Raw genomic sequence first — 17,962 nt, 5'->3', positions numbered from 1 at the left:
AGAACAGGGCCCGCGCCTGTTCTCCGGATCCGTCTCTCGCTGCTTGATGCCTGAGCGACTCGCCCGCGGGGGTCAAGGACAAGCCCCCTGCGGGGGTCGCCTGCGGCGATCCCTGACCCCCGCAGGCGAGTCGCTCCGATCGGCATCGGCGAGAGACGGCTCCGGAGAACAGGCGCTTCCGAGGACCCCGGGTGGCGGCGCCCGGGATGTCGCGTCACGGCATCCGCAGGATCCGCTGGCCGGCCGAGGAGCGCACCGCCACGCCCTCGGAGGTGATCCGGGTCACCGTCAGGCCGTCGATCACCTGGCCCTGCGAGACCCGCGCGACCTTGCCCGAGGACAGCCGGATCAGCGCCCGCGGCGCGTCGACATCCCCGAAGATCCCCAGCAGGGAGATCGCGTCGAGCTGCATCCGCCCGCTCGTCGCCCCCGCCGGCGCCCGCGGGGCCGAGCCTGGCGGCAGCCGCGTGTCGCCCGGCGGCGAGACCACCGCCTGGCGCCGGGTCGCGGTGCGCGAGGGGACCTCCCCCGGTCGCGCCAGCGGAGGCGCGGGCCCGGCCTGCGCCGCGTCGGGCGCGGCGTTCGAGGGCGGCGCGAACACGTCCGGCGGCCGGGGGCGGGCGCGATCCGGCCGCGGGGCGGGCAGCAGCAGGGCGGTCGCGTCGGCCTCGGCCTCCGCCTCGGCGGTCTCGACCGGGGGCGCGAAGACCTCGGCCGAGGCGCGGGCCCGCGGGTTCGGACGCGGCACGAACAGCCCCTGCGCCGGGGGCGGGAAATCCGGGCCGGCCGCGGCGGCCGTGGCCGGCGCCGCAGTCGGCGGGGGCGAAGGCGCCTCGGCGGGAGCGGCCGGCGGCGCCGGGACGGAGGCGTCCTGCGTCGAGGCTTGCTGCGCCGTTCCGTCCGGCTCCTGCAAGGGGTTGGGCGGGGGCGGGACGACGCCCGCCGCGGGCGGGGCGAAAGCCGGGGCGGCCGCATCCTCGCCGCCCGGGGCGGGAGGGGCGCCGGCCGCCGTTCCGTCATCCGACGGAAGGCGCGCGAGCGCGTCGGCGGCGGCGGCGAGCGGGTCGTCCGTCGTCTGAGGGGCGAGGCCCCCGGCGACGGGCGCCCCGGCCTCGGACCCGGCCAGCGCCCGGCGCGGATTGGGGACCGGGGCGCGCACCCCCTCGGCCAGCGGCGGGAACGGGCTCGCCGCCTGCCCCCGCGCCGCCTGCCCCGCCGCAGGCGCCCCCGTCGCGGCCCAGACCGCGGCGACCAGCGCCGCGGCCAGCGGCCCCGCCAGGATCGCGCGGAGGCGGCCCCGGCTCACGCTCAGGCCGTCGCTTTGGCCAGCGCCTGGTCGAGATCCGCGATCAGGTCGTCGGCATCCTCGATCCCGATCGACATGCGCACCCGGTTCGGCCCGGCGCCCGCAGCCTCCTGCTGCTCTTCGGTCAGCTGGCGGTGGGTGGTCGAGGCGGAGTGGATCAGCAGGCTGCGCGTGTCGCCGAGGTTCGCCACGTGAGAGAAGATCTCGACCGACTCCACCAGCTTCACGCAGGACTCGTAGCCGCCCTTCATCGCGAAGGTGAACAGTCCGCCCGCGCCCTTGGGATAGATCTTCCGGGCGCGCCGGTAATAGGGCGAGGACTTCAGGCCGGCATAGCTGACGGACTCGACGCGGGGGTCGTTCTCCAGCCACTCGGCGACCTTCTTCGCATTCTCGACGTGCTTTGCCATGCGCAGGCTCAGCGTCTCGATCCCCAGCAGGGTCAGGAAGGCGTTCATCGGCGCCTGGGTCATCCCGAGATCCCGCAGCCCGATGGCGATCGAGTGGAAGGTGAAGGCCAGCGGCCCGAAGGTCTCATGGAACTTCAGCCCGTGGTAGGCGGGTTCCGGCTCGCTCAGCGAGGGATAGCGGTTCGAGGCCGACCAGTCGAAGGCGCCCGAGTCCACGATCGCCCCGCCCATCGCCTGGCCCGAGCCCGACAGGTACTTGGTGGTCGAGTGCACGACCAGCGTCGCCCCCATCTCGATGGGCTTGCACAGGAAGGGGGTGGCCGAGGTGTTGTCGACGATCAGCGGCAGGCCCTTCTTCTCGGCCACGGCCGCGATCTTGGGCAGGTCGGTGACATAGCCGCCGGGGTTGCAGATCGACTCGCAGAAGATCGCCTTGGTGCGCTTGCCGCAGGCGCGCGCCACCTCGCCGGGCTTGTCCATGTCGACGAATTTCGCCTTCCAGCCGAAGCGCTTGAAGGTCTGGCTGAACTGGGTGACCGTGCCGCCGTAGAGCCGGTTGGACACCACCACGTCGTCGCCCGGCGACATCAGCGGGAACAGCGCCATGATCTGCGCCGCATGGCCCGAGCCGGTGCACACCGCCCCCGCGCCGCCCTCGAGCGTCGCGATCCGCTCCTGCAGCGCCGAGACCGTGGGGTTGGTCAGGCGCGAGTAGATGTAGCCCACTTCCTGCAGGTTGAAGAGCGCGGCCGCGTGCTCGGCGTCGCGGAACACATAGCCGGTGTTCTGGTAGATCGGCGTCTGCCGGGCGCCCGTGGCGGGGTCGGGGCGCGCGCCGGCGTGGATCTGCAGCGTGTCGAAACCGTAGGCGCGCGGGCCCTGCTCGTCGGTCATTTCTTGTCTCCTCCCGGAAGCTGCGGCGAACCGGGGCGGAGCCTAGCCGAACCCCGCGCCCCCTGCACGGAGGAAAACGCCCGCCCTCCGCGCCACGCCCGCCCGCTGTCCGGGCGCCCCCCGCAGGCCCCTTCGCGAAGCGCCTGTTCTTGGGTGAGTCAGGAGCCCGCCGGAGGCTCCCGCACTCTCCCCCCCGGCGCCCCGCTGCCCCCCGGCGCCCCGCAGCCAGGCCCGCCCGCAGGGCGCCTCCTCTCCCCTCGCCGGACGTCAGTCCGGCATATCCTCGAGGAACGCGCGGATCGCGTCGCCGATCTCGGTTCCCGAATCTTCCTGGATGAAGTGCAGCCCCGCCACCGTGATCTCGCGCTGGTTCGCCCAGCCCCGGCACACCTCCCGCGCCCGCCCCGTCAGGATCGAGCCCGGGTCCGCATTCACGAACAGCTTCGGGATCGGGCTCTGCGCGAGGAAGGCCGAGTAGCCCTCCACGATCTCGACCACGTCGGCCGGCTCCCCCTCGATGGGGATCATCCGCGGCCAGCTCAGGGTGGGCCGGCGCCCCTCGCCCGGCGCCTCGAACGGGCGGCGGTATTCGGCCATCTCCGCCTGCTCGAGGTCGCGCAGGATCGAGCCGGGCAGCACCCGCTCCACGAAGACGTTCTTCTCGAGCACCATCGCCTCGCCCGCCTCAGAGCGGAACCCCTGGAACACCCCGCGGGCGTTCTCGGGCCAGTCCGCCCAGGTCACCGGGGTCACGATCGCCTCCATGTAGACGATGGCCTTCACCCGGTCGGGATTGCGCCAGGCCCACTCGAACCCCAGCGCCGAGCCCCAGTCGTGCAGCACCAGCGTCACCCGGTCGCCCAGCGCCAGCGCGTCCCACAGCGCGAACAGGTGTTCGCGTTGCTCGGCATAGGTGTAGCGGTCGGGCCCGGAGGGCGAGAGCTTGCCCGAGTCCCCCATCCCCACGAGGTCGCAGGCGACCAGCCGCCCCAGTCCCTCGCAGCGGCGCATCACGTCGCGCCACAGGTAGGACGAGGTCGGGTTGCCGTGCTGGAAGACGATGGCCTCGCCCTCGCCCTCGTCGATGTAGGCCATGGGCGCGCCCATCACCGCCCGGCTCTTCTTCTCGGCGTAGGGGGTGGGATCGTGGGTCATGCGCGCCTCCCTTGCGTTGCGCGTGTCGGGGATCTCGCGGGGCTCAACCCGGCGTCTTCGCCGGGTCCGGGCCCCGCGTCGTCTGCTCGCCCCGGTCCGCGTCGTCCGCCTGCGCCAGCCGTTCGGCGGCCTCGCGGCAGGCGGCCAGCAGCCGTTCCGAGAGCTCGGGGTCGTTCACGGCGCGGGCGAGCGACAGCCCCCCCACGCACAGCGCCAGCATCGCGGCGGCGTGGTCCAGCGGGGGCGGGCGCATCGGATCGCTGTCCGGGGCCCCGCGGATCGCGGCGAGCGTCGCGCGCAGCTCCTCCCCATAGGCCTCGCGGAAAGCGTCGGGCGCGCGGGCGGCGTCGGTCGCCAGCGCCGCGAAAGCGCAGCCGGCGCCGGGATCGTCCCGGTGCGCCCGGGTCAGGTACCGCCCCGCCAGCCGCCGCGCCCGCTCGGGCCAGGAGCGGTCGCGCGCGGCGCCGATCCAGCGCTCCCGCTCGGTGGCGAAGGCCTTGCGGAAGGCGGCGACGGCCAGGTCCTCCTTGTCGCGGAAATGGGCGTAGAAGGCGCCGTGGGTCAGCCCCGCCTCCTGCATCACCGGCGCGATGGCCGCGCCCGAAAGCCCCTCCCGCCTCAACCGGGCCGAGGCCGCAGCCAGGATCCGCTGCAGCGACTCCCGCTTGCGCCGGGCGCGCGGGCCGGAGGGTTCGGGCGCCTCGGTCACCGACGATTCCATCTGACGAGCATCATGCGAAACATGAACTCGCATGATGTCAGTCATGTCAATCTCGATGTCGCGCCGTGTCGATCCGGATCGTCGGCCGCCGGCGCTACATCGCCCCCGCGGTTCGGGCCGCGCGCGCGGCCCAGTCCCGGAGCGTCTCGGGATCGTCGAGACAGGCCGAGGGCGCCTCGAAGAACCGGGTCACGGTCACCACCTTGCCGCCCTTCTCGTATTCGAACGGCCCGCAGCCTTCCGCCTCCAGCGCGGCGCGCAGGGCCTCGTCCACCGGAAAGTACAGCCTGCCGCGCAGCACGTAGGCGAAGCGCGCGCCGCGCATGGCAAAGCTCCACCCGCCAAAGAACCGCGTGCGTTCCAGCGGGCCCAGGGCCGCCAGCTCGTCCTCGAGGTACAGCACGTATTCCGACGGCGCCTTGGCCATGACCCTCTCCCGCTTCTGCGTGGCGGGGCGATCCCCCCGCCCCAGGCCGCCCCGAGCCGCCCGGCCCGGCTTTCGAGCCCGCCGGGATCGCGGACGGACCCTCGCCCGTCACGCAACGAAAAGGGCCGGCGCGTCGCCGCGCCGGCCCGTTCGTCGCCTGCCGCAGGGCGGGCGGATCAGTCCTCTTTGTCGGCCGAGGTGGCGTTGAGCTGGATATATCGCTCCTCGCCCATCTTGCCGAGCAGCTCGAGCTGGGTCTCGAGGTAGTCGGTATGACCTTCCTCGTCGCGGATCCGCTCCTCGAAGATGTTCTTCGAGGTGTAGTCGCCGACCTTCTCGCAGTGGTCGCGGGCTTCCTTGTAGAGCTTCAGCGCGTCCAGCTCGGCGGCCAGATCGCACTCCAGCGTCTCCTTGACCGTCTCGCCGATGCGCAGCGGGTCGAGGACCTGCAGGTTCGGGTGGCCTTCGAGGAAGATGATGCGGTCGATGAACTTGTCGGCGTGGACCATCTCCTCGATGGACTCCTGGCGCGACTTCTCGGCCAGCTTGCCCACGCCCCAGTCCTTCTGGAGGCGATAATGCAGCCAGTACTGGCTGATCGCCGTCAGCTCGCTGCGCAGGCCCTTGTTGAGGTACTCAATGACCTTCTCGTCGCCCTTCATGGGTCGCTCTCCTATCCGACGGCTTGCGCAGCCCGCGAAGCACGGGCGGCACGCCGGTGTTCTCATCCGCCCGCAGGACGTCCACGAACAAGGCGACGCATCCGCCGCATTCGGGGCGCTTGCCGAGCGCGCGATACACCTTGCCCGGCGTGATCAGAGCCGTCGGGTCTGCGGCGCGCATCCAGGCGACGGCCGCTTGGATGTCCGACGACTTTATCCGGGCGCAGTGGCACACGATCATAGGGCGGCGCTCCGCAGAGTGAAGGCCGAAAAGGGAGACCCAGGAGCCTGAGTCGACACGCCGGGACATTGACCGACGAAACCGCTCGGGAAAAGGCCTATCCCGACAGAGATGGTCAGAAAAATGTCGCAGGCAAGAGCCGGCGGGAAACCCCCTTTGAAATCAATGCCCCCGCGAGGCTCGCCGCCCCTCACAAGCGCGCGATCCGTCACCGCCGCTGCCGCCTCCGCCGGACGCTGGCGAGAGTCCGAGCGTCGAACTCGGGCGGCTTGGCCGCAACCCAGGCGCGGAATCGGGCCAGCGCGGGGTGGGCGCGCAGGGCTTCGGGGGTGGCGGCCTCACGGGCGATCTCGGCCTCGGTCAGGCGCGCGTGGATCTCGTCGTGGCAGATCTTGTGCATCCGCGCCGTCGGCCCCCTGGCCCCGCCCTTCAGCTTGGGCGTCAGGTGATGGACGCTGGCCCGCGCCCCCGGCGGGATCGGGCGCAGGCACAGCGGGCAGATCGGATCGGCGTCGTCCATGCGCGTCAGATGGCCTCTCGCGACCGGCCGGCAAGGTGATACCTTCGCCGCAACCCTACGGGAGGAGAGAACAATGAGCTACGCCACCCTGCGCTACGAGGTCGAGGACGCCATTGCCACGGTCACCCTCAGCCGTCCCGACATGCTCAACGCCTTCACCGTCGAGATGGCGGGCGAGATCCTGGCCGTCCTCGAGCGCGCCGACGCCGACGCGGAGGTCCGCGCCGTGATCTTCACCGGCGAGGGGAAGGCCTTCTGCGCCGGCATGGACCTGAGCTCGGAGGGCAACGTCTTCGGCCTGGACGAGAGCGTCTCGGCCTCGGACGCGGCGGCGATGGAGCGCAACCGCGACACCGGCGGCACGATCAGCCTGCGTCTCTTCCGGATGAAGAAGCCGGTGATCGCGGCGATCAACGGGGCGGGCGTGGGGATCGGGGCGACGATGACCCTGCCGATGGACGCGCGCATCTGCTCGACGAAGGCGCGGATCGGCTTCGTCTTCGCCAAGATCGGCGTGTGCATGGAGGCCTGCTCGTCCTGGTTCCTCCCCCGCCTGGTCGGCATGCAGACCGCGCTCGACTGGGCGCTGTCCGCCGAGATCCTGACCGCCGACAAGCTGCTCGCCGCCGGCTTCTGCACCAAGGTGGTCGAGCCCGAGGACCTGCTCCCCGAGGCCCGCGCCCTCGCGCGCCGCTACATCGACGGCCTGTCGCCGGTGTCGGTGGCGGTGAACCGCCAGCTCCTGTGGCGCATGGCCGGCGCGTCGCACCCGATGGAGGCCCACAAGCTCGACAGCCGCGCGATCTACGAGATGTCGATGGAGGACGGCAAGGAGGGCGTCACCAGCTTCATCGAGAAGCGCCCGGCCGGGTTTTCGAAGGCCCCGCCGGAGGGGATGCCGGGGTCGTTCGATTGGGATTCGGAGCCGGGGTGGGGGTGAGGCAATTCTCGGAACCCCGGGCACCCCCCCCCTCCCGAACTGCTCGCGCTGGCCAACCTAGGCGAACCGCGCGCGCAGAGCGCTGACGATCAGAATAGCCCCACCACGACACACAAATCGCCAAGCCAGCGGAAAAGCCACAACACCATGACATCAAGGAAGTTTACGAGCGACGCGAGCCTGAGTGACTGCAAAATTCCGACCAGCGCCACAGGGCCATACTTACCCATAGACGATGACGACATTGATGTTTTCAACGATATTCTAAGTGACGAGATTGAATCCGTATTTACTTCAACAATTTGTTGCTGCGACCATTGCTACGATGATTTTCGCTCATATTGGCCGGACACAACATTTCGAGAACTGAATTTTCAGAGACAATCAATCGAGACAAAGTGGCTCCTTGAGACATCACGCACAGCAGAACTCTACAATGCAGCCGAAATGTCATCCCTCCAGCATTTTGTTATTTGCCCCAGGTGCAAGCGCTTCGAGTCGCATAATCTATGGCTCTACGAACACCCATTTAGCGATTCACTCGAGATCGAGAACGACATCGAAGAAATTCAAGTATTAGGCTCCAGGACACCATTCTTAATGCTAGATCATCCGTTCGCAAGACGCGTACGTGAACAAATAAAACAGATCGCTGATTCAGAAGTGCCGCGCAATCTAGAAAGTCCAATATTTAGAGCCCGTCTCGTCTCAGACGTTGAAAAGTTGGATCAGCAGCCATCTGATCTTTCGACATACGCACCACCGCCCGCCACTGTAGCTGGCGAGGGTCGCTTCAATCATGCGGGTGCCCCGATGCTCTACGCAGCTAGCTCGCCTGCGACTGCAGCATCTGAACTGGGCCGCCCAGGCGAAGAGGCATACGTTGCAGAAATGAACATTCTGCAAAGAGTTAGAATACTTGACCTCCTCGATCTTGACGAGGAACAGTACGGCTTCGAAGTTCTGAAATCACTTGCGTCCTCTGCCCTCCTACTCGCTCCCAACACCGGCGATGGCTGGGTAAAGAAACAATACATCTTCTCCCGCTTTGTGGGGGATTGCGCTCGCGAAGCTGGTTTTGATGCAATTCAGTATGGCTCGGTTAAAAATGTGGATGGAAAAAACATCGTATTCTTGACGCCACCACTGCAATTTTCGGATTTCGCAGAAATCTGCTCCAACGAAAAACTCGTTTGCGAAGAAGCCACCACGCGATTCTGAATAGTCTCCAAGGCCCTAGACAAAAACTACAAAAAAATTCAGCACCCATAGAATCAGTTTCAGAAATCACACGAGCGATACTGATGCCACGCAAGCAACCCAAGGCCCTAGGAGACGCAATATATCCTCTGAGGCACGTTCAAAGCATGGCGCGCACGTGCACTAGATCCGCGCAATCAGTGCCCTCGTTCCGCGCGCGCCTGAAGTACAGATCAGTGTGGTTGCCGCCCCCCACCCTCGCTGCTAGGGTCCGCGCCGCCTCAGCGGGGGCCGTTTCGAAAAAATCATGTGGGGACGCATGGGACGCATCTGCCTCGTGGGCGCCGGGTTCTCCGGGGCCGTGATCGCGCGGGAGCTGGCCGAGGCCGGCCTGCCGTGCCTCGTCATCGACGAACGCGCCCATGTGGCGGGGAACTGCCATACCGAGCGGGACCCGCAGACCGGCGTCATGGTCCATCGCTACGGCCCCCACATCTTCCACACCGCCGACGAGCGCGTCTGGGCCTACGTCAACCGCTTCGGCGAGTTCATGCCCTACGTGAACCGGGTGAAGACCACCGTGGGCGGCTCGGTCTACCTGCTGCCGGTCAACCTGCACACGATCAACCAGTTCTACGGCAAGACCTTCTCGCCCGCCGAGGCCAAGGCCTTCATCGAATCCCAGGCCCGCATGGACATCGAGGACCCCCAGTCCTTCGAGGAGCAGGCCCTGCGCTTCGTGGGGCCCGACCTCTACAATGCGTTCTTCCGGGGCTACACGCTCAAGCAGTGGGGGATCGACCCGACGGAGCTGCCGGCCTCGATCCTCAAGCGCCTGCCGCTGCGGTTCAACTACGACGACAACTACTTCAACCACCCCCACCAAGGGATGCCGAAGCACGGCTACACCGCGATCGTGGAGAAGATCCTCGACCACCCGCTGATCGAGACCCGGCTGGGGACCAAGTGGGAGGAGCAGGACGAGGCCTTCGACCACGTCTTCTACTCCGGCCCCCTGGACCGCTGGTTCGGCTACGACATGGGGCGGCTGGGCTACCGCACGCTCGACTTCGAGGGCGAGCGGGCGATGGGCGACTACCAGGGCTGCGCGGTGATGAACTACGGCGACCCCGAGGTGCCCTTCACCCGGATCTCGGAGCACAAGCACTTCTCGCCCTGGGAGGAGCACGAGGGCACCATCGTGTTCCGCGAATACTCGCGCTATTGCGGGGCGGACGACGTGCCCTACTATCCGATCCGGCTGCTGGGGGAGAAGAAGATGCTCTCCGACTACGAGGCGCGGGCGGCGGAGGTCGAGGGCGTCACCTTCGTGGGGCGGCTGGGCACCTACCAGTATCTCGACATGGACGTGACCATCGGGCTGGCGCTCGACGCGGCGTCGGACTACCTCGCGCAGCGCAAGGCCGCCTGAGCGGCGCCCCCTCTCGCCCCCCATGGCGGAGACCCCGATGAGCGGACCCCGCCCCCCGATCGATCCCTTGCGGACCGATCCGTCCGACAGCGCCTTCCCCCGGCCCCCCGACCCCGCGGCGGGAGGGTCGGAGGCGGCGCGGCCCCAGGATCTCGCGCCCGCCACGGCGCGCCACGACCTCGCGCCCGCCGCGGCGCGCCACGACCTCGCGCCCGCCGCGGCGCGGCCCCAGGATCTCGCGCCCGCCACGGCGCGGGAGGTGCTGGATGCGGCGCCGGGGACGCCCTCGGCCCTCTACCTGCGGCTGAGGGGGGCGGAGGGCCCCCGCGCGCCCGGCCGCCTGCCCCTCGGGATGGCGGCCGGCGAGACGCTGTCCCTCGACACCTGGTTCAACCATTTCCCGCTGCCCTGGTGGCGCGCTCACGGCGCCCCGGGCGCGCTGGGGTTCGAGGCGGCGCTGGAGGGTCCCGCCACGCTGGCCCTGCGCGCCCAGGCGCCGGGCGCGGCGCCGCGCACCCTCGCGCGGGCGGCCTTTGCCGGCGCGGACGGGCCGGCGCGCCTGCCCGTCCCCTCGGTCGCCCGCGGGCGCCTGTGGGTCGAGATCCGCGCCGAGGGGCCGGTTCGCCTCCTCTCGGCCCGCTGGACCGTGCAGGCCCCGCCGCGGCCCGTGCGCCTGTCGCTGGGTCTGGTCACTCACGACCGCGAGGGGCCGCTGGCCGCCACCCTGGTCGAGGTCCTGCGCGCCGCCGAGATCCGGCCCGAGCTCGCCCGCATCTGGCTGGTAAACCAGGGCGCGCCTTTCGCCGACCCCGCGCTGCGCCGCCTCGCCGCCGATCCCCGCGTGACCCTGATCGAGCAGGCGAACCTCGGCGGCTGCGGCGGGTTTGCGCGGACCATGGCCGAGGCGCTGGACGCCGCCGGGCCCGACCGCCTGACCCATCACCTGCTGATGGACGACGACATCCGCCTCGACGGGCGGATGATCGGCCGGGCCATCGACCACCTGTCCCTGCTTCGCGCGCCGGCGGCGCTGGGGGGCGGGATGCTGGACCTGCGCGCGCCGACCCGGGTGCATGAGGCCGGCGCCGCGCGCGGCCGCTTCGGGGTGATCCGTCCCGTGGCGCAGGGGGCGGACCTGGCCACGCCGCAGGGCCTCGCGCCCTTCGCCGCGGCCCAGAAGAGCGACTTCAACGGCTGGTGGTTCTTCGCGATGCCGCTCGCCTCGCTGCGCGCCGCGGGCCTGCCGCCGCCGCTGTTCCTGCGGGGCGACGACCTCGACATGTCGCGCCGGCTCGAGGGCGCCGGCGCGCCCACCGCGACGCCCCCCGGCCTCTCGGTCTGGCATGAGCCGTTCTATGCCAAGGCGACCTCCTGGCAGCACTATTACGACCTGCGCAACCGGCTGGTCCACGCGGCGCTGCATGACGCGCAGGACCCGCCGCGCCCGCTCGATATCCTCGAGCGGCTGCTGACCCCGGCCCTCTCCCACGACTACGCCACCGCCGCCTGGCGGCTGCTGGCGCTGCGCCACTTCCTCGAGGGGCCCCGCGCCCTGTTCGCCCGGTCCCCGCAGGCGATCCATGCCGAGGTCGCGGCCCTTGCGCCCGGCCTGCGCCCGCAGCCCCTCGACGCCGCGCCGGCGGACCTGCCGGTGATCGAGGCGCCCGAGGGCCCGGTCTCGGCCGCCGCCCACGCCCGCGGCTTCGCGCTTGCGACCCTGGCGCTGGCGGTCCCCTCGCGCCGGCCGTTCGCGCTGATCCATGAGAAGGCCGCCCGCCCCGGCGTGACCCTGGCCCGCGCCCATCTGCGCAGCGATCCGGGCGGCGCCTGGTTCCGCCTGCACACGCCGCGCCGCCGCGCCGCGCTGTCGCTGCTGGCCCGCAGCCTGTGGATGACCGCCCGCTATCGCCTGGGCCGTCGCCGCGCCATCGCGGCCTGGCAGGCGGGGGCCGACGCCGCCCGCGCGCCCGAGGCCTGGGCCAGGCTCTTCGAGGGGCCGCGATGACCGCCCCTGCTCCCTCCCTGTCCGCGGTCGTGATCCTGCGCATCGGCGCCGACCACCGCGTCTCGGGCTGGGCCAAGACCCCGCGGGCGGCGCGCGACTGGGCGCTGGTGCTCTCGCCCTACCAGGAGATCCCCGACCTTGCGGAATTCGAGCCCGACGCGGTGATCCCGCGCGAGGGCGGCAAGTGGGACGTCCTGCACGACATCCTGACCGAGCGCCCGGAGCTGCTGACCCTCGCCCCCCGCGTCTGGCTGCCCGACGACGACATCGAGGCCGAGGCCGCGACCGTCGCGCGGTTCCTCGCCATCGCCGCGGCGCAGGACCTGGCGCTGGCCCAGCCCGCGCTGACGCCCGACAGCGAGTTCTCCCACTACATCACCGTGCGCAACCCGCTGACCCGGTTGCGCCGCACCAACTTCGTCGAGCTGATGGCCCCCCTGCTGAGCCCGCAGACACTGGTCGCCTCGCTGCCCGACATGAAGGGCCGGCCAGCGGCGAAGGGGCTGGATTTCGTCTGGCAGGATCATGTCGACAGACCCGCGCGGCGCATCGCCATCGTCGACGCCGCCGCCATGGCTCATCGCCGCCCGATCGGCGCCCACCTGGTGGGGCGGGCCATGGCCGCCGGGCAGGACGTCAACGCCGAGCGCGACGACTGGATCGCCCGGCGCATCGGCCGCTGGCCCCGGCCCGTGGCGCTGGGTCCCGGCGGCCGGCCGGGGGCCTTCGCGCTCGCCGTCCTCGGCCTGCTCGCCACGCCGCGCGTGTGGCGCCGCCGCTGGGCGGTGCGGATCGCCAAGCACCTGCGCGCCCAGCTCCTCAGCCCCGCTTTCCCGCCCCGCCGCTGAGACCGGCGCTGAGGGCTGCCCGCTGCGCGCCGGCGGGCGGTCGCCGGACGGCCCGGGAAGCTCTCCCCCGTGCTCCGGACGCAACGCACGCCCGCCTCCCGCGCGCCGGCCGCGGCCTGCTCCGGGCCTGCGGTCGGGGGCGCGTTGACAGCCGGGCGAGGGCATGCCACCCGGCGGAGGTCACGCGGCCTCAGACCGCACCGGGACGCGACGAGAGGACGACGGATGGCCCACCTGATCCTTCACATCGGCTCGCACAAGACGGGGACCTCCTCGATCCAGTATGTGCTGACCCGCTCCGCCGAGGCGCTGGAAAAGGCGGGCGCGAGCTACCTGCAGACCAACGCGCTCGGCAAGCAGGCCGCCAACGCCAACACGCTGGCCCGGATGAAGGGCAAGGGCGCCGCCTTCACCTCGACCCTGTCGGACGACGTCGCCGACGCGCTGATCCGCCCCGAGGCGAAGCTCAACATCCTCTCCTCCGAGAACCTGTTCTGGCTGCACGACGCCGGCGAGATCGCTCGGCTGGCCAAGCTGATCCAGCTGCGCTTCGAGAGCGTCTCGGTGATCGCCTACCTGCGCCGCCAGGACATGCTGGCGCTGTCGCACCGCAAGCAGGTGATCTCGCCGATCCCGCGCCCGGCCGCCCGCTTCTACGGCTATCAGATGTCGGCCCTGCCCGAGCATCAGCCCCATTTCCACACCTATTTCGACTACCACGCCAAGCTGGAGATGTGGCGCGAGGCCTTCGGGACCGAGAACATGCAGGTGGCGCTGTTCCAGCGCGAGGCGCTCAAGAATGGCGACTCGGTAGCCGATTTCTTCGCCCGCGCCGGCCTCCAGCCGCCCCGGGGCGAGGAGCCGGTGCGCCGCAACACCGCCGTGGGGCGCGAGCGCACGCTGCTGGCGCTGGCCGCCAAGGCCGCCGGCATCGGGGGCGACGCGCTGAAGGCGATCCGCCGCGCCGCCTCGGACGAGGGCAAGCTGCTGCCCGCGCGCGCCGACGCGCAGGCGTTCCTGGCGAACTGGGCCGACTCCAACGCTCGCCTCGCGCAGGCCTGGAAACTGCCCGACGGGTCCCCCTTCGCCTTCTCCGACGACTTTTCGATGTATCCCGAGGTCGGCACCGACGTCTGGTCGGACGCCGAGGCGCGCGAGGCCATCGGCCACATCATGACGGGCGCCGCCGCGATGCAGATGCGCAAGGACAAGCGCAAGGGCGGCGGCGGCAAGGGCGAGTTGCGCGCCGGCGCCAAGCCCCAGGGCCAGCGCGGCCGCAAGGGTCCCGGCAAGGGCCACGGCGGCGGCGGCGCCCATGGCGCGGCCGGCAAGCCCGGCTTCCGCAAGCGCAAGGTCAACCGCCGCGCCCGCAAGCTGAGCGACTGACCGCCCCGGCCCTGCTTGTTCCGCGCGGCGCCTGTCCGCGCGGACCGGCGCCCGACCGGCCGACGGACCGCTTTGGGCGCCTGAGAGGCCGCCGGGCTCGGACGGTCTCCGGCCGTCGGCGGACGCCTCCTCAGTCGGGCGAGCGGAGGCGGCAGAGCAGGTCGGCGAGGTCCGCCTCCGGCGCCGGCTCATCCGGATCGACGGTCAGGGCCACCTGAACGCCGCCGAGTCCCAGCGCCGCCAGCTGCTCGGGCACGCCCAGCCCATGCTCGAGGTGGCCGCGACCGATCAGGCCCACCACCAGCGGGGCGCCGGACAGGCGGCGCGCCTCGGCCAGACCCTCGGCGAAGGCGCGGTCCCAGACCAGCTGCGCGCGCACGAACCGGTCGAAGGCCGGATCATGGGGCGAGCGCGCCGCCCTCTCCGGCCGCGCCCCGCCGGTCATCTCGAACAGGCGCCGGCGATAGGGGACGCTCGCGGGGGCCGGCAGGCTCAGCCCCTCGCGCGCCACAACCGGCACGCCGCCCCACCCGTCCCGCCCCACCCGGCGCACAAGGTCGCGCGGGACGTTCAGCGCCCGCAGCCGCAGGCCCCGGTCGCGCGCGAGGTTGAAGATCGGCGCGTAGAGCGCGGGGTCGAAGCCCCAGACGCCAGACCAGTCGACGGCCTTGAGAACCGCGTCGAAGCCCAGGACCCCCGAGGTCCAGCCGTCCAGCGCCCCCTGCGCCGCGCGGGGCAGCATTTCGAGCCCCACCACGATCTCGGAGCGGAACGGCAGCAGCCCCTCGATCACGTCGCGTTGCCAGAGGTGAATGTCGGCGCGGTCGTGCAGCTCGCCCAGACACAGCACCTCGGCGCGGGACATCCGGTCCAGCGCCTGCACCCAGGTCAGGGCCTCGGCCGCGCCGCGCGCCGTCCAGGGCGCGGCGTCTTCCGGTGTCGTGTCTGAAATCAAGACAATCCCGCAGTCATTATCCGAGTTTCGCCCGAGCATACCGCGAATCGATACTCAAGTGAAACCTACGGACCTGCGACGCAGGCTCGCGCGCCGATCCCGTCGTCAGCGCGCGCCAATATGAAACGGCCCCCCCGGGGCGCCCGAGGGGACCGTTTCGCGTCGATCTGGCCGGCGCCGCGTCGGGGGCGGCCGGTGCGGCTCAGTCCACGGGCGCCCAGCCCTCGCCGGGATCGTAGGTCTCGATCGCCGCAGCGCGCTGCAGCGTGTCCTCGCCCAGATCGGCCTCGAGCACCGCGCCGTTCTCGGCCACCAGGAAGCTCATCACCCCGGTCTCGCCATAGGCCGCGGGGAAGGCGAGCAGCGCGTGGCCGGCGAGCATCTGGCCGTTGACCAGGTAGCTCATCTCGCCCCCCGGCGCCGAGGCGCCCTGCCCGTCCAGCACGCGGTAGTAGTAGCCGAGGTAAGGCTCCGGCGCCTCGACCGCGTCCCCGACCGCGTAGCCATCGGCCGCGGCCCGGGCCATGAAGTCGCCGATCGGGCTGTCGGGCGCGCCCGCCTGCGGCGGCCAGTAGAGCCCGTCGCGCGCCTCGCCGTCGCTCAGCACATGGGCCGCGAACTCGAGCTGGCCGTCGCCGTCGTGGTCGACCGTGCGGAACCGCGCCTGGACGCCGACATAGGCGCGCATCAGCGCGATCACGTCGAGCTCGTTGGCCCCGATCCGCTGCAGGTGCACGGCGTCGCGCGCCTCGGCCGCGTCGAACGACCAGCTGCCGTCCTCGTTGCGGTAGAGCGAGGCCGGAAACGGGTGCTGGTCGCGCCCGAGATAGACGTTCGCCCAGCCCTGCGAGCTGACCTTGAGACGGTGGGAGGCGTGGTAGTTGTCGAGGAACCCCCGCCAGTTCTCGCGGTCCTGGGCGTCGTCGCCGGTGAACACCACGTCCTCGTTCTCGGGGCCGAAGACGGTCAGCAGCGCCTCGCGGTCGGCGCCCTCGACCGCGGCGACCACCGCCTCGAGCGCCTCGCGCGGCGAGGGATAGGCGGCGGGCTCGGCCTGCGCCGGCAGGACCGCCGCCGCCGCGCAGGCCAGCGCCAGGGCGAGCGTTGCCGCAGCCCGGCGCCGGCCCGGCGCCGCCGGGCGGGCGGGGGCCGTCGGGATCGCGGCCTGCGTCGGGATGCGAATGGGCGTGGCGGATGCAGGGCGCGTCGGATCGGGTCGGGTCATCGCGCTGAAACTCCTGAAGGTCATCGACGCAGCCCTCCCAGCCGTCCGCCGCCGCCGCCGCCGCGCGCGGCGCGGGAGCCGCCGACGGGCAGCCGCGCGCGGCTCGCGCTCGAGGCGCCGCGGCTCTGCGCCTGCTTCAGCGCGCCCGAGGACCCTCCGCGCGAGAAGATGCCCCCGCCCGAGGGTTTGTGGCTGGGCAGGGAGGGACGCACGGCCGCGGGCGCGGGCCGCTTGGCCTGGATCGCCGGCCGGCTGGCGCCGCCCGAGGATTTCTTGAGGGACGAGAGCGCGCCGCCCGACCCGCCCCCCAGGCTGGGACGGCTGCCAGAGCCGCCTCCCAGGCTGGGCCGGCTGCCCGACCCGCCGCCAAGGCTGGGCCGATTGCCCGAGCCGCCCCCAAGGCTGGGCCGGTCGCCAGACCCGCCGCCAAGGCTGGGCCGATTGCCCGAGCCGCCCCCCAGGGCGGGCCGGTTCCCCGAGCCTCCCCCGAGGTTGGGACGATCGCCCGAGCCGCCCTGCAGCCGGTCCTGGATCGAGGATTCGAGGTTGGGTCGCCCGCTGGAGGGCCGGTTCGCGAGCGCCGCGCCTCCCGCTGCGCCCGCCGCCGCGCCGAGGCCCAGCCCGGCGCCCGACCTGGCGTCGCCGCCCAGCCGGTCGCCGCTCAACCTGTCCCCGTTCAGCCGATCGCCGCTCAGACGGTCGCCGGCCGAGCGGTCGCCCAGCCGCGGCCGGTCGTCGGGATCGCGCCGCGCCAGCCGGTCGCGGGCGTCGTCGCGCCGCCTGGAGTCCGGCTGCCAGCGGCCGTCGCGGTCCACGTCGATGTTCACCCGGTTGCCGATGTTCACCCGGTCCGGACGCCGCTCCGGCCCCCAGGGCCGCGGGTAGAAGCCGCCCCCGCCCCAGCGGATCGGCGGCGGACCCGGGCGCCAGTAGCCATTCCAGTCGTCATCGTCGTCGAAGACCTCGTTGACCAGCATCCCCGCCCCGAAGGCGATGCCCCCGGTGATCAGCAGATCGGTCGAATCCCAGCCGTCGTCGTCGTCCTCGTAGACCACGGTCTTGCCGCCGCTCGACTGCGAGTAGACCGCCTGGCTGTCGTAGGCGGGGACGTAGACCACGTCCTCGGAGGTCGGCTCGATGTAGATCTCGTCGCCCTCGACCGTCACCGTCTGGGCGTCGTTGCTGTCGAGGTTGCCCACGTCCTGCGCCTGCGCGCGCAGGCGCTGCACCGCGTCGAGCACGTCGTCGGACTGGGTCAGCATCGCGTCGCCCATCTGCTGGGTCCAGTCGATGTGATCGCTCATCCGCGTGACGAGCGTGGGGAACCCCGCCGCCAGCGCGACGACCGAAGGATCCCAGCTCTCGGCCTCGGCCGCCTCGTCGCGGGCGGAGGTCTCGAGGTCCTCGTTCGCGGCGACCCAGCGCGCGGCCTTCACCACGTCCAGCGGATAGGTCGAGGCGACCAGAACCTGGGTCAGCAGCGCGTCGGGATAGAGCGCCACCGGGGCCGCGAGGTCGTCGAGCTCCGCGGCGGTCAGAAGCGTCTCGTCCGGCGCGTCTCCGCCGTCGTCTCCAGCCCGCGTCGCGCTGTCATCGGCGGCCTGCGCCGTCGCGCTGTCATCGGCGGCCTGCGCC

General features: G+C 71.5%; 17 protein-coding genes. 6 read left to right on the top strand and 11 right to left on the bottom strand.

Annotated features, from left to right (window positions below):
* Nucleotides 1–214: 214 nt before the first annotated feature.
* The 8 genes from AAC134_RS17725 to AAC134_RS17690 form a co-directional block, all read right to left on the bottom strand.
* Nucleotides 215–1,306 carry a hypothetical protein gene (locus AAC134_RS17725; RefSeq protein WP_339950457.1) on the bottom strand — a complete coding sequence of 364 codons (1,092 nt, stop codon included), beginning with the start codon at nt 1,304–1,306 and terminating at the stop codon, nt 215–217.
* A 2-nt stretch (nt 1,307–1,308) separates the two neighbouring features.
* A complete protein-coding gene (locus AAC134_RS17720; protein WP_339950456.1) occupies nt 1,309–2,610 on the bottom strand; it encodes an aminotransferase class I/II-fold pyridoxal phosphate-dependent enzyme in 1,302 nt (433 codons plus the stop codon).
* Nucleotides 2,611–2,877: 267 nt separating this feature from the next.
* Nucleotides 2,878–3,765, bottom strand: a complete 888-nt coding sequence (locus AAC134_RS17715) for a haloalkane dehalogenase (RefSeq protein WP_339950455.1) — start codon at nt 3,763–3,765, stop codon at nt 2,878–2,880.
* Nucleotides 3,766–3,808: 43 nt separating this feature from the next.
* Nucleotides 3,809–4,486, bottom strand: a complete 678-nt coding sequence (locus tag AAC134_RS17710) for a TetR/AcrR family transcriptional regulator (RefSeq protein ID WP_339950454.1) — start codon at nt 4,484–4,486, stop codon at nt 3,809–3,811.
* 94 nt (nt 4,487–4,580) lie between these two features.
* Nucleotides 4,581–4,913 (bottom strand): TfoX/Sxy family protein, encoded by a 333-nt coding sequence (locus AAC134_RS17705; RefSeq protein ID WP_339950453.1) that lies wholly within the window; start codon nt 4,911–4,913, stop codon nt 4,581–4,583.
* A 176-nt stretch (nt 4,914–5,089) separates the two neighbouring features.
* Nucleotides 5,090–5,575, bottom strand: coding sequence for a bacterioferritin (gene bfr / locus AAC134_RS17700; RefSeq protein ID WP_339950452.1), 486 nt, complete (start codon nt 5,573–5,575; stop codon nt 5,090–5,092).
* Nucleotides 5,550–5,816 carry a (2Fe-2S)-binding protein gene (locus AAC134_RS17695; RefSeq protein ID WP_339950451.1) on the bottom strand — a complete coding sequence of 89 codons (267 nt, stop codon included), beginning with the start codon at nt 5,814–5,816 and terminating at the stop codon, nt 5,550–5,552. Before AAC134_RS17695 ends, bfr begins: the two co-directional genes overlap by 26 nt.
* Before the next feature lie 208 nt (nt 5,817–6,024).
* Nucleotides 6,025–6,336: an HNH endonuclease gene (locus AAC134_RS17690; protein WP_339950450.1), complete on the bottom strand. Its 312-nt coding sequence runs from the start codon at nt 6,334–6,336 to the stop codon at nt 6,025–6,027.
* 73 nt (nt 6,337–6,409) lie between these two features.
* On the opposite strand from AAC134_RS17690, the gene AAC134_RS17685 reads away from it, so the two are divergent.
* From AAC134_RS17685 to AAC134_RS17660, 6 genes are all read left to right on the top strand, one after another.
* Complete coding sequence (locus AAC134_RS17685) at nt 6,410–7,276, top strand: crotonase/enoyl-CoA hydratase family protein (protein ID WP_339950449.1); 867 nt, start codon at nt 6,410–6,412, stop codon at nt 7,274–7,276.
* A 147-nt stretch (nt 7,277–7,423) separates the two neighbouring features.
* On the top strand, nt 7,424–8,497 hold the full coding sequence (locus AAC134_RS17680; RefSeq protein WP_339950448.1) for an RES family NAD+ phosphorylase: 1,074 nt from the start codon (nt 7,424–7,426) through the stop codon (nt 8,495–8,497).
* Nucleotides 8,498–8,783: 286 nt separating this feature from the next.
* Complete coding sequence (locus AAC134_RS17675; protein WP_339950447.1) at nt 8,784–9,908, top strand: UDP-galactopyranose mutase; 1,125 nt, start codon at nt 8,784–8,786, stop codon at nt 9,906–9,908.
* A 37-nt stretch (nt 9,909–9,945) separates the two neighbouring features.
* Nucleotides 9,946–11,913 carry a glycosyltransferase gene (locus tag AAC134_RS17670; RefSeq protein ID WP_339950446.1) on the top strand — a complete coding sequence of 656 codons (1,968 nt, stop codon included), beginning with the start codon at nt 9,946–9,948 and terminating at the stop codon, nt 11,911–11,913.
* Nucleotides 11,910–12,761 (top strand): hypothetical protein, encoded by an 852-nt coding sequence (locus AAC134_RS17665; RefSeq protein WP_339950445.1) that lies wholly within the window; start codon nt 11,910–11,912, stop codon nt 12,759–12,761. Before AAC134_RS17670 ends, AAC134_RS17665 begins: the two co-directional genes overlap by 4 nt.
* Before the next feature lie 225 nt (nt 12,762–12,986).
* Nucleotides 12,987–14,147 (top strand): hypothetical protein, encoded by a 1,161-nt coding sequence (locus tag AAC134_RS17660; protein ID WP_339950444.1) that lies wholly within the window; start codon nt 12,987–12,989, stop codon nt 14,145–14,147.
* 130 nt (nt 14,148–14,277) lie between these two features.
* On the opposite strand, the gene AAC134_RS17655 is transcribed toward AAC134_RS17660, so the two are convergent.
* The 3 genes from AAC134_RS17655 to AAC134_RS17645 all read right to left on the bottom strand — a co-directional run.
* A complete protein-coding gene (locus tag AAC134_RS17655; RefSeq protein ID WP_339950443.1) occupies nt 14,278–15,102 on the bottom strand; it encodes a ChaN family lipoprotein in 825 nt (274 codons plus the stop codon).
* A gap of 202 nt (nt 15,103–15,304) precedes the next feature.
* Complete coding sequence (locus AAC134_RS17650) at nt 15,305–16,327, bottom strand: DUF2950 family protein (protein WP_339950442.1); 1,023 nt, start codon at nt 16,325–16,327, stop codon at nt 15,305–15,307.
* A 20-nt stretch (nt 16,328–16,347) separates the two neighbouring features.
* On the bottom strand, nt 16,348–17,962 hold a 1,615-nt coding region (locus AAC134_RS17645), incomplete at its 5' end, for a DUF3300 domain-containing protein (protein ID WP_339950441.1).

It is taken from the genome of uncultured Albimonas sp., from assembly GCF_963977235.1.
GTDB lineage: Bacteria > Pseudomonadota > Alphaproteobacteria > Rhodobacterales > Rhodobacteraceae > Albimonas.
Note: the sequence above shows the minus strand (reverse complement) of the source record. Positions and strands in the feature narration are given on the sequence as shown.

Bases quoted from the DNA above. Each gene is read 5' to 3' on its own strand.
- AAC134_RS17720 (WP_339950456.1), bottom strand. From the start codon at position 2,610: ATGACCGACGAGCAGGGCCCGCGCGCCTACGGTTTCGACACGCTGCAG.
- AAC134_RS17705 (WP_339950453.1), bottom strand. From the start codon at position 4,913: ATGGCCAAGGCGCCGTCGGAATACGTGCTGTACCTCGAGGACGAGCTG.
- AAC134_RS17715 (WP_339950455.1), bottom strand. From the start codon at position 3,765: ATGACCCACGATCCCACCCCCTACGCCGAGAAGAAGAGCCGGGCGGTG.
- AAC134_RS17660 (WP_339950444.1), top strand. From the start codon at position 12,987: ATGGCCCACCTGATCCTTCACATCGGCTCGCACAAGACGGGGACCTCC.
- AAC134_RS17650 (WP_339950442.1), bottom strand. From the start codon at position 16,327: ATGACCCGACCCGATCCGACGCGCCCTGCATCCGCCACGCCCATTCGC.
- AAC134_RS17680 (WP_339950448.1), top strand. From the start codon at position 7,424: ATGACATCAAGGAAGTTTACGAGCGACGCGAGCCTGAGTGACTGCAAA.
- AAC134_RS17690 (WP_339950450.1), bottom strand. From the start codon at position 6,336: ATGGACGACGCCGATCCGATCTGCCCGCTGTGCCTGCGCCCGATCCCG.
- AAC134_RS17670 (WP_339950446.1), top strand. From the start codon at position 9,946: ATGAGCGGACCCCGCCCCCCGATCGATCCCTTGCGGACCGATCCGTCC.
- AAC134_RS17675 (WP_339950447.1), top strand. From the start codon at position 8,784: ATGTGGGGACGCATGGGACGCATCTGCCTCGTGGGCGCCGGGTTCTCC.
- bfr (WP_339950452.1), bottom strand. From the start codon at position 5,575: ATGAAGGGCGACGAGAAGGTCATTGAGTACCTCAACAAGGGCCTGCGC.
- AAC134_RS17710 (WP_339950454.1), bottom strand. From the start codon at position 4,486: ATGGAATCGTCGGTGACCGAGGCGCCCGAACCCTCCGGCCCGCGCGCC.
- AAC134_RS17695 (WP_339950451.1), bottom strand. From the start codon at position 5,816: ATGATCGTGTGCCACTGCGCCCGGATAAAGTCGTCGGACATCCAAGCG.
- AAC134_RS17685 (WP_339950449.1), top strand. From the start codon at position 6,410: ATGAGCTACGCCACCCTGCGCTACGAGGTCGAGGACGCCATTGCCACG.
- AAC134_RS17665 (WP_339950445.1), top strand. From the start codon at position 11,910: ATGACCGCCCCTGCTCCCTCCCTGTCCGCGGTCGTGATCCTGCGCATC.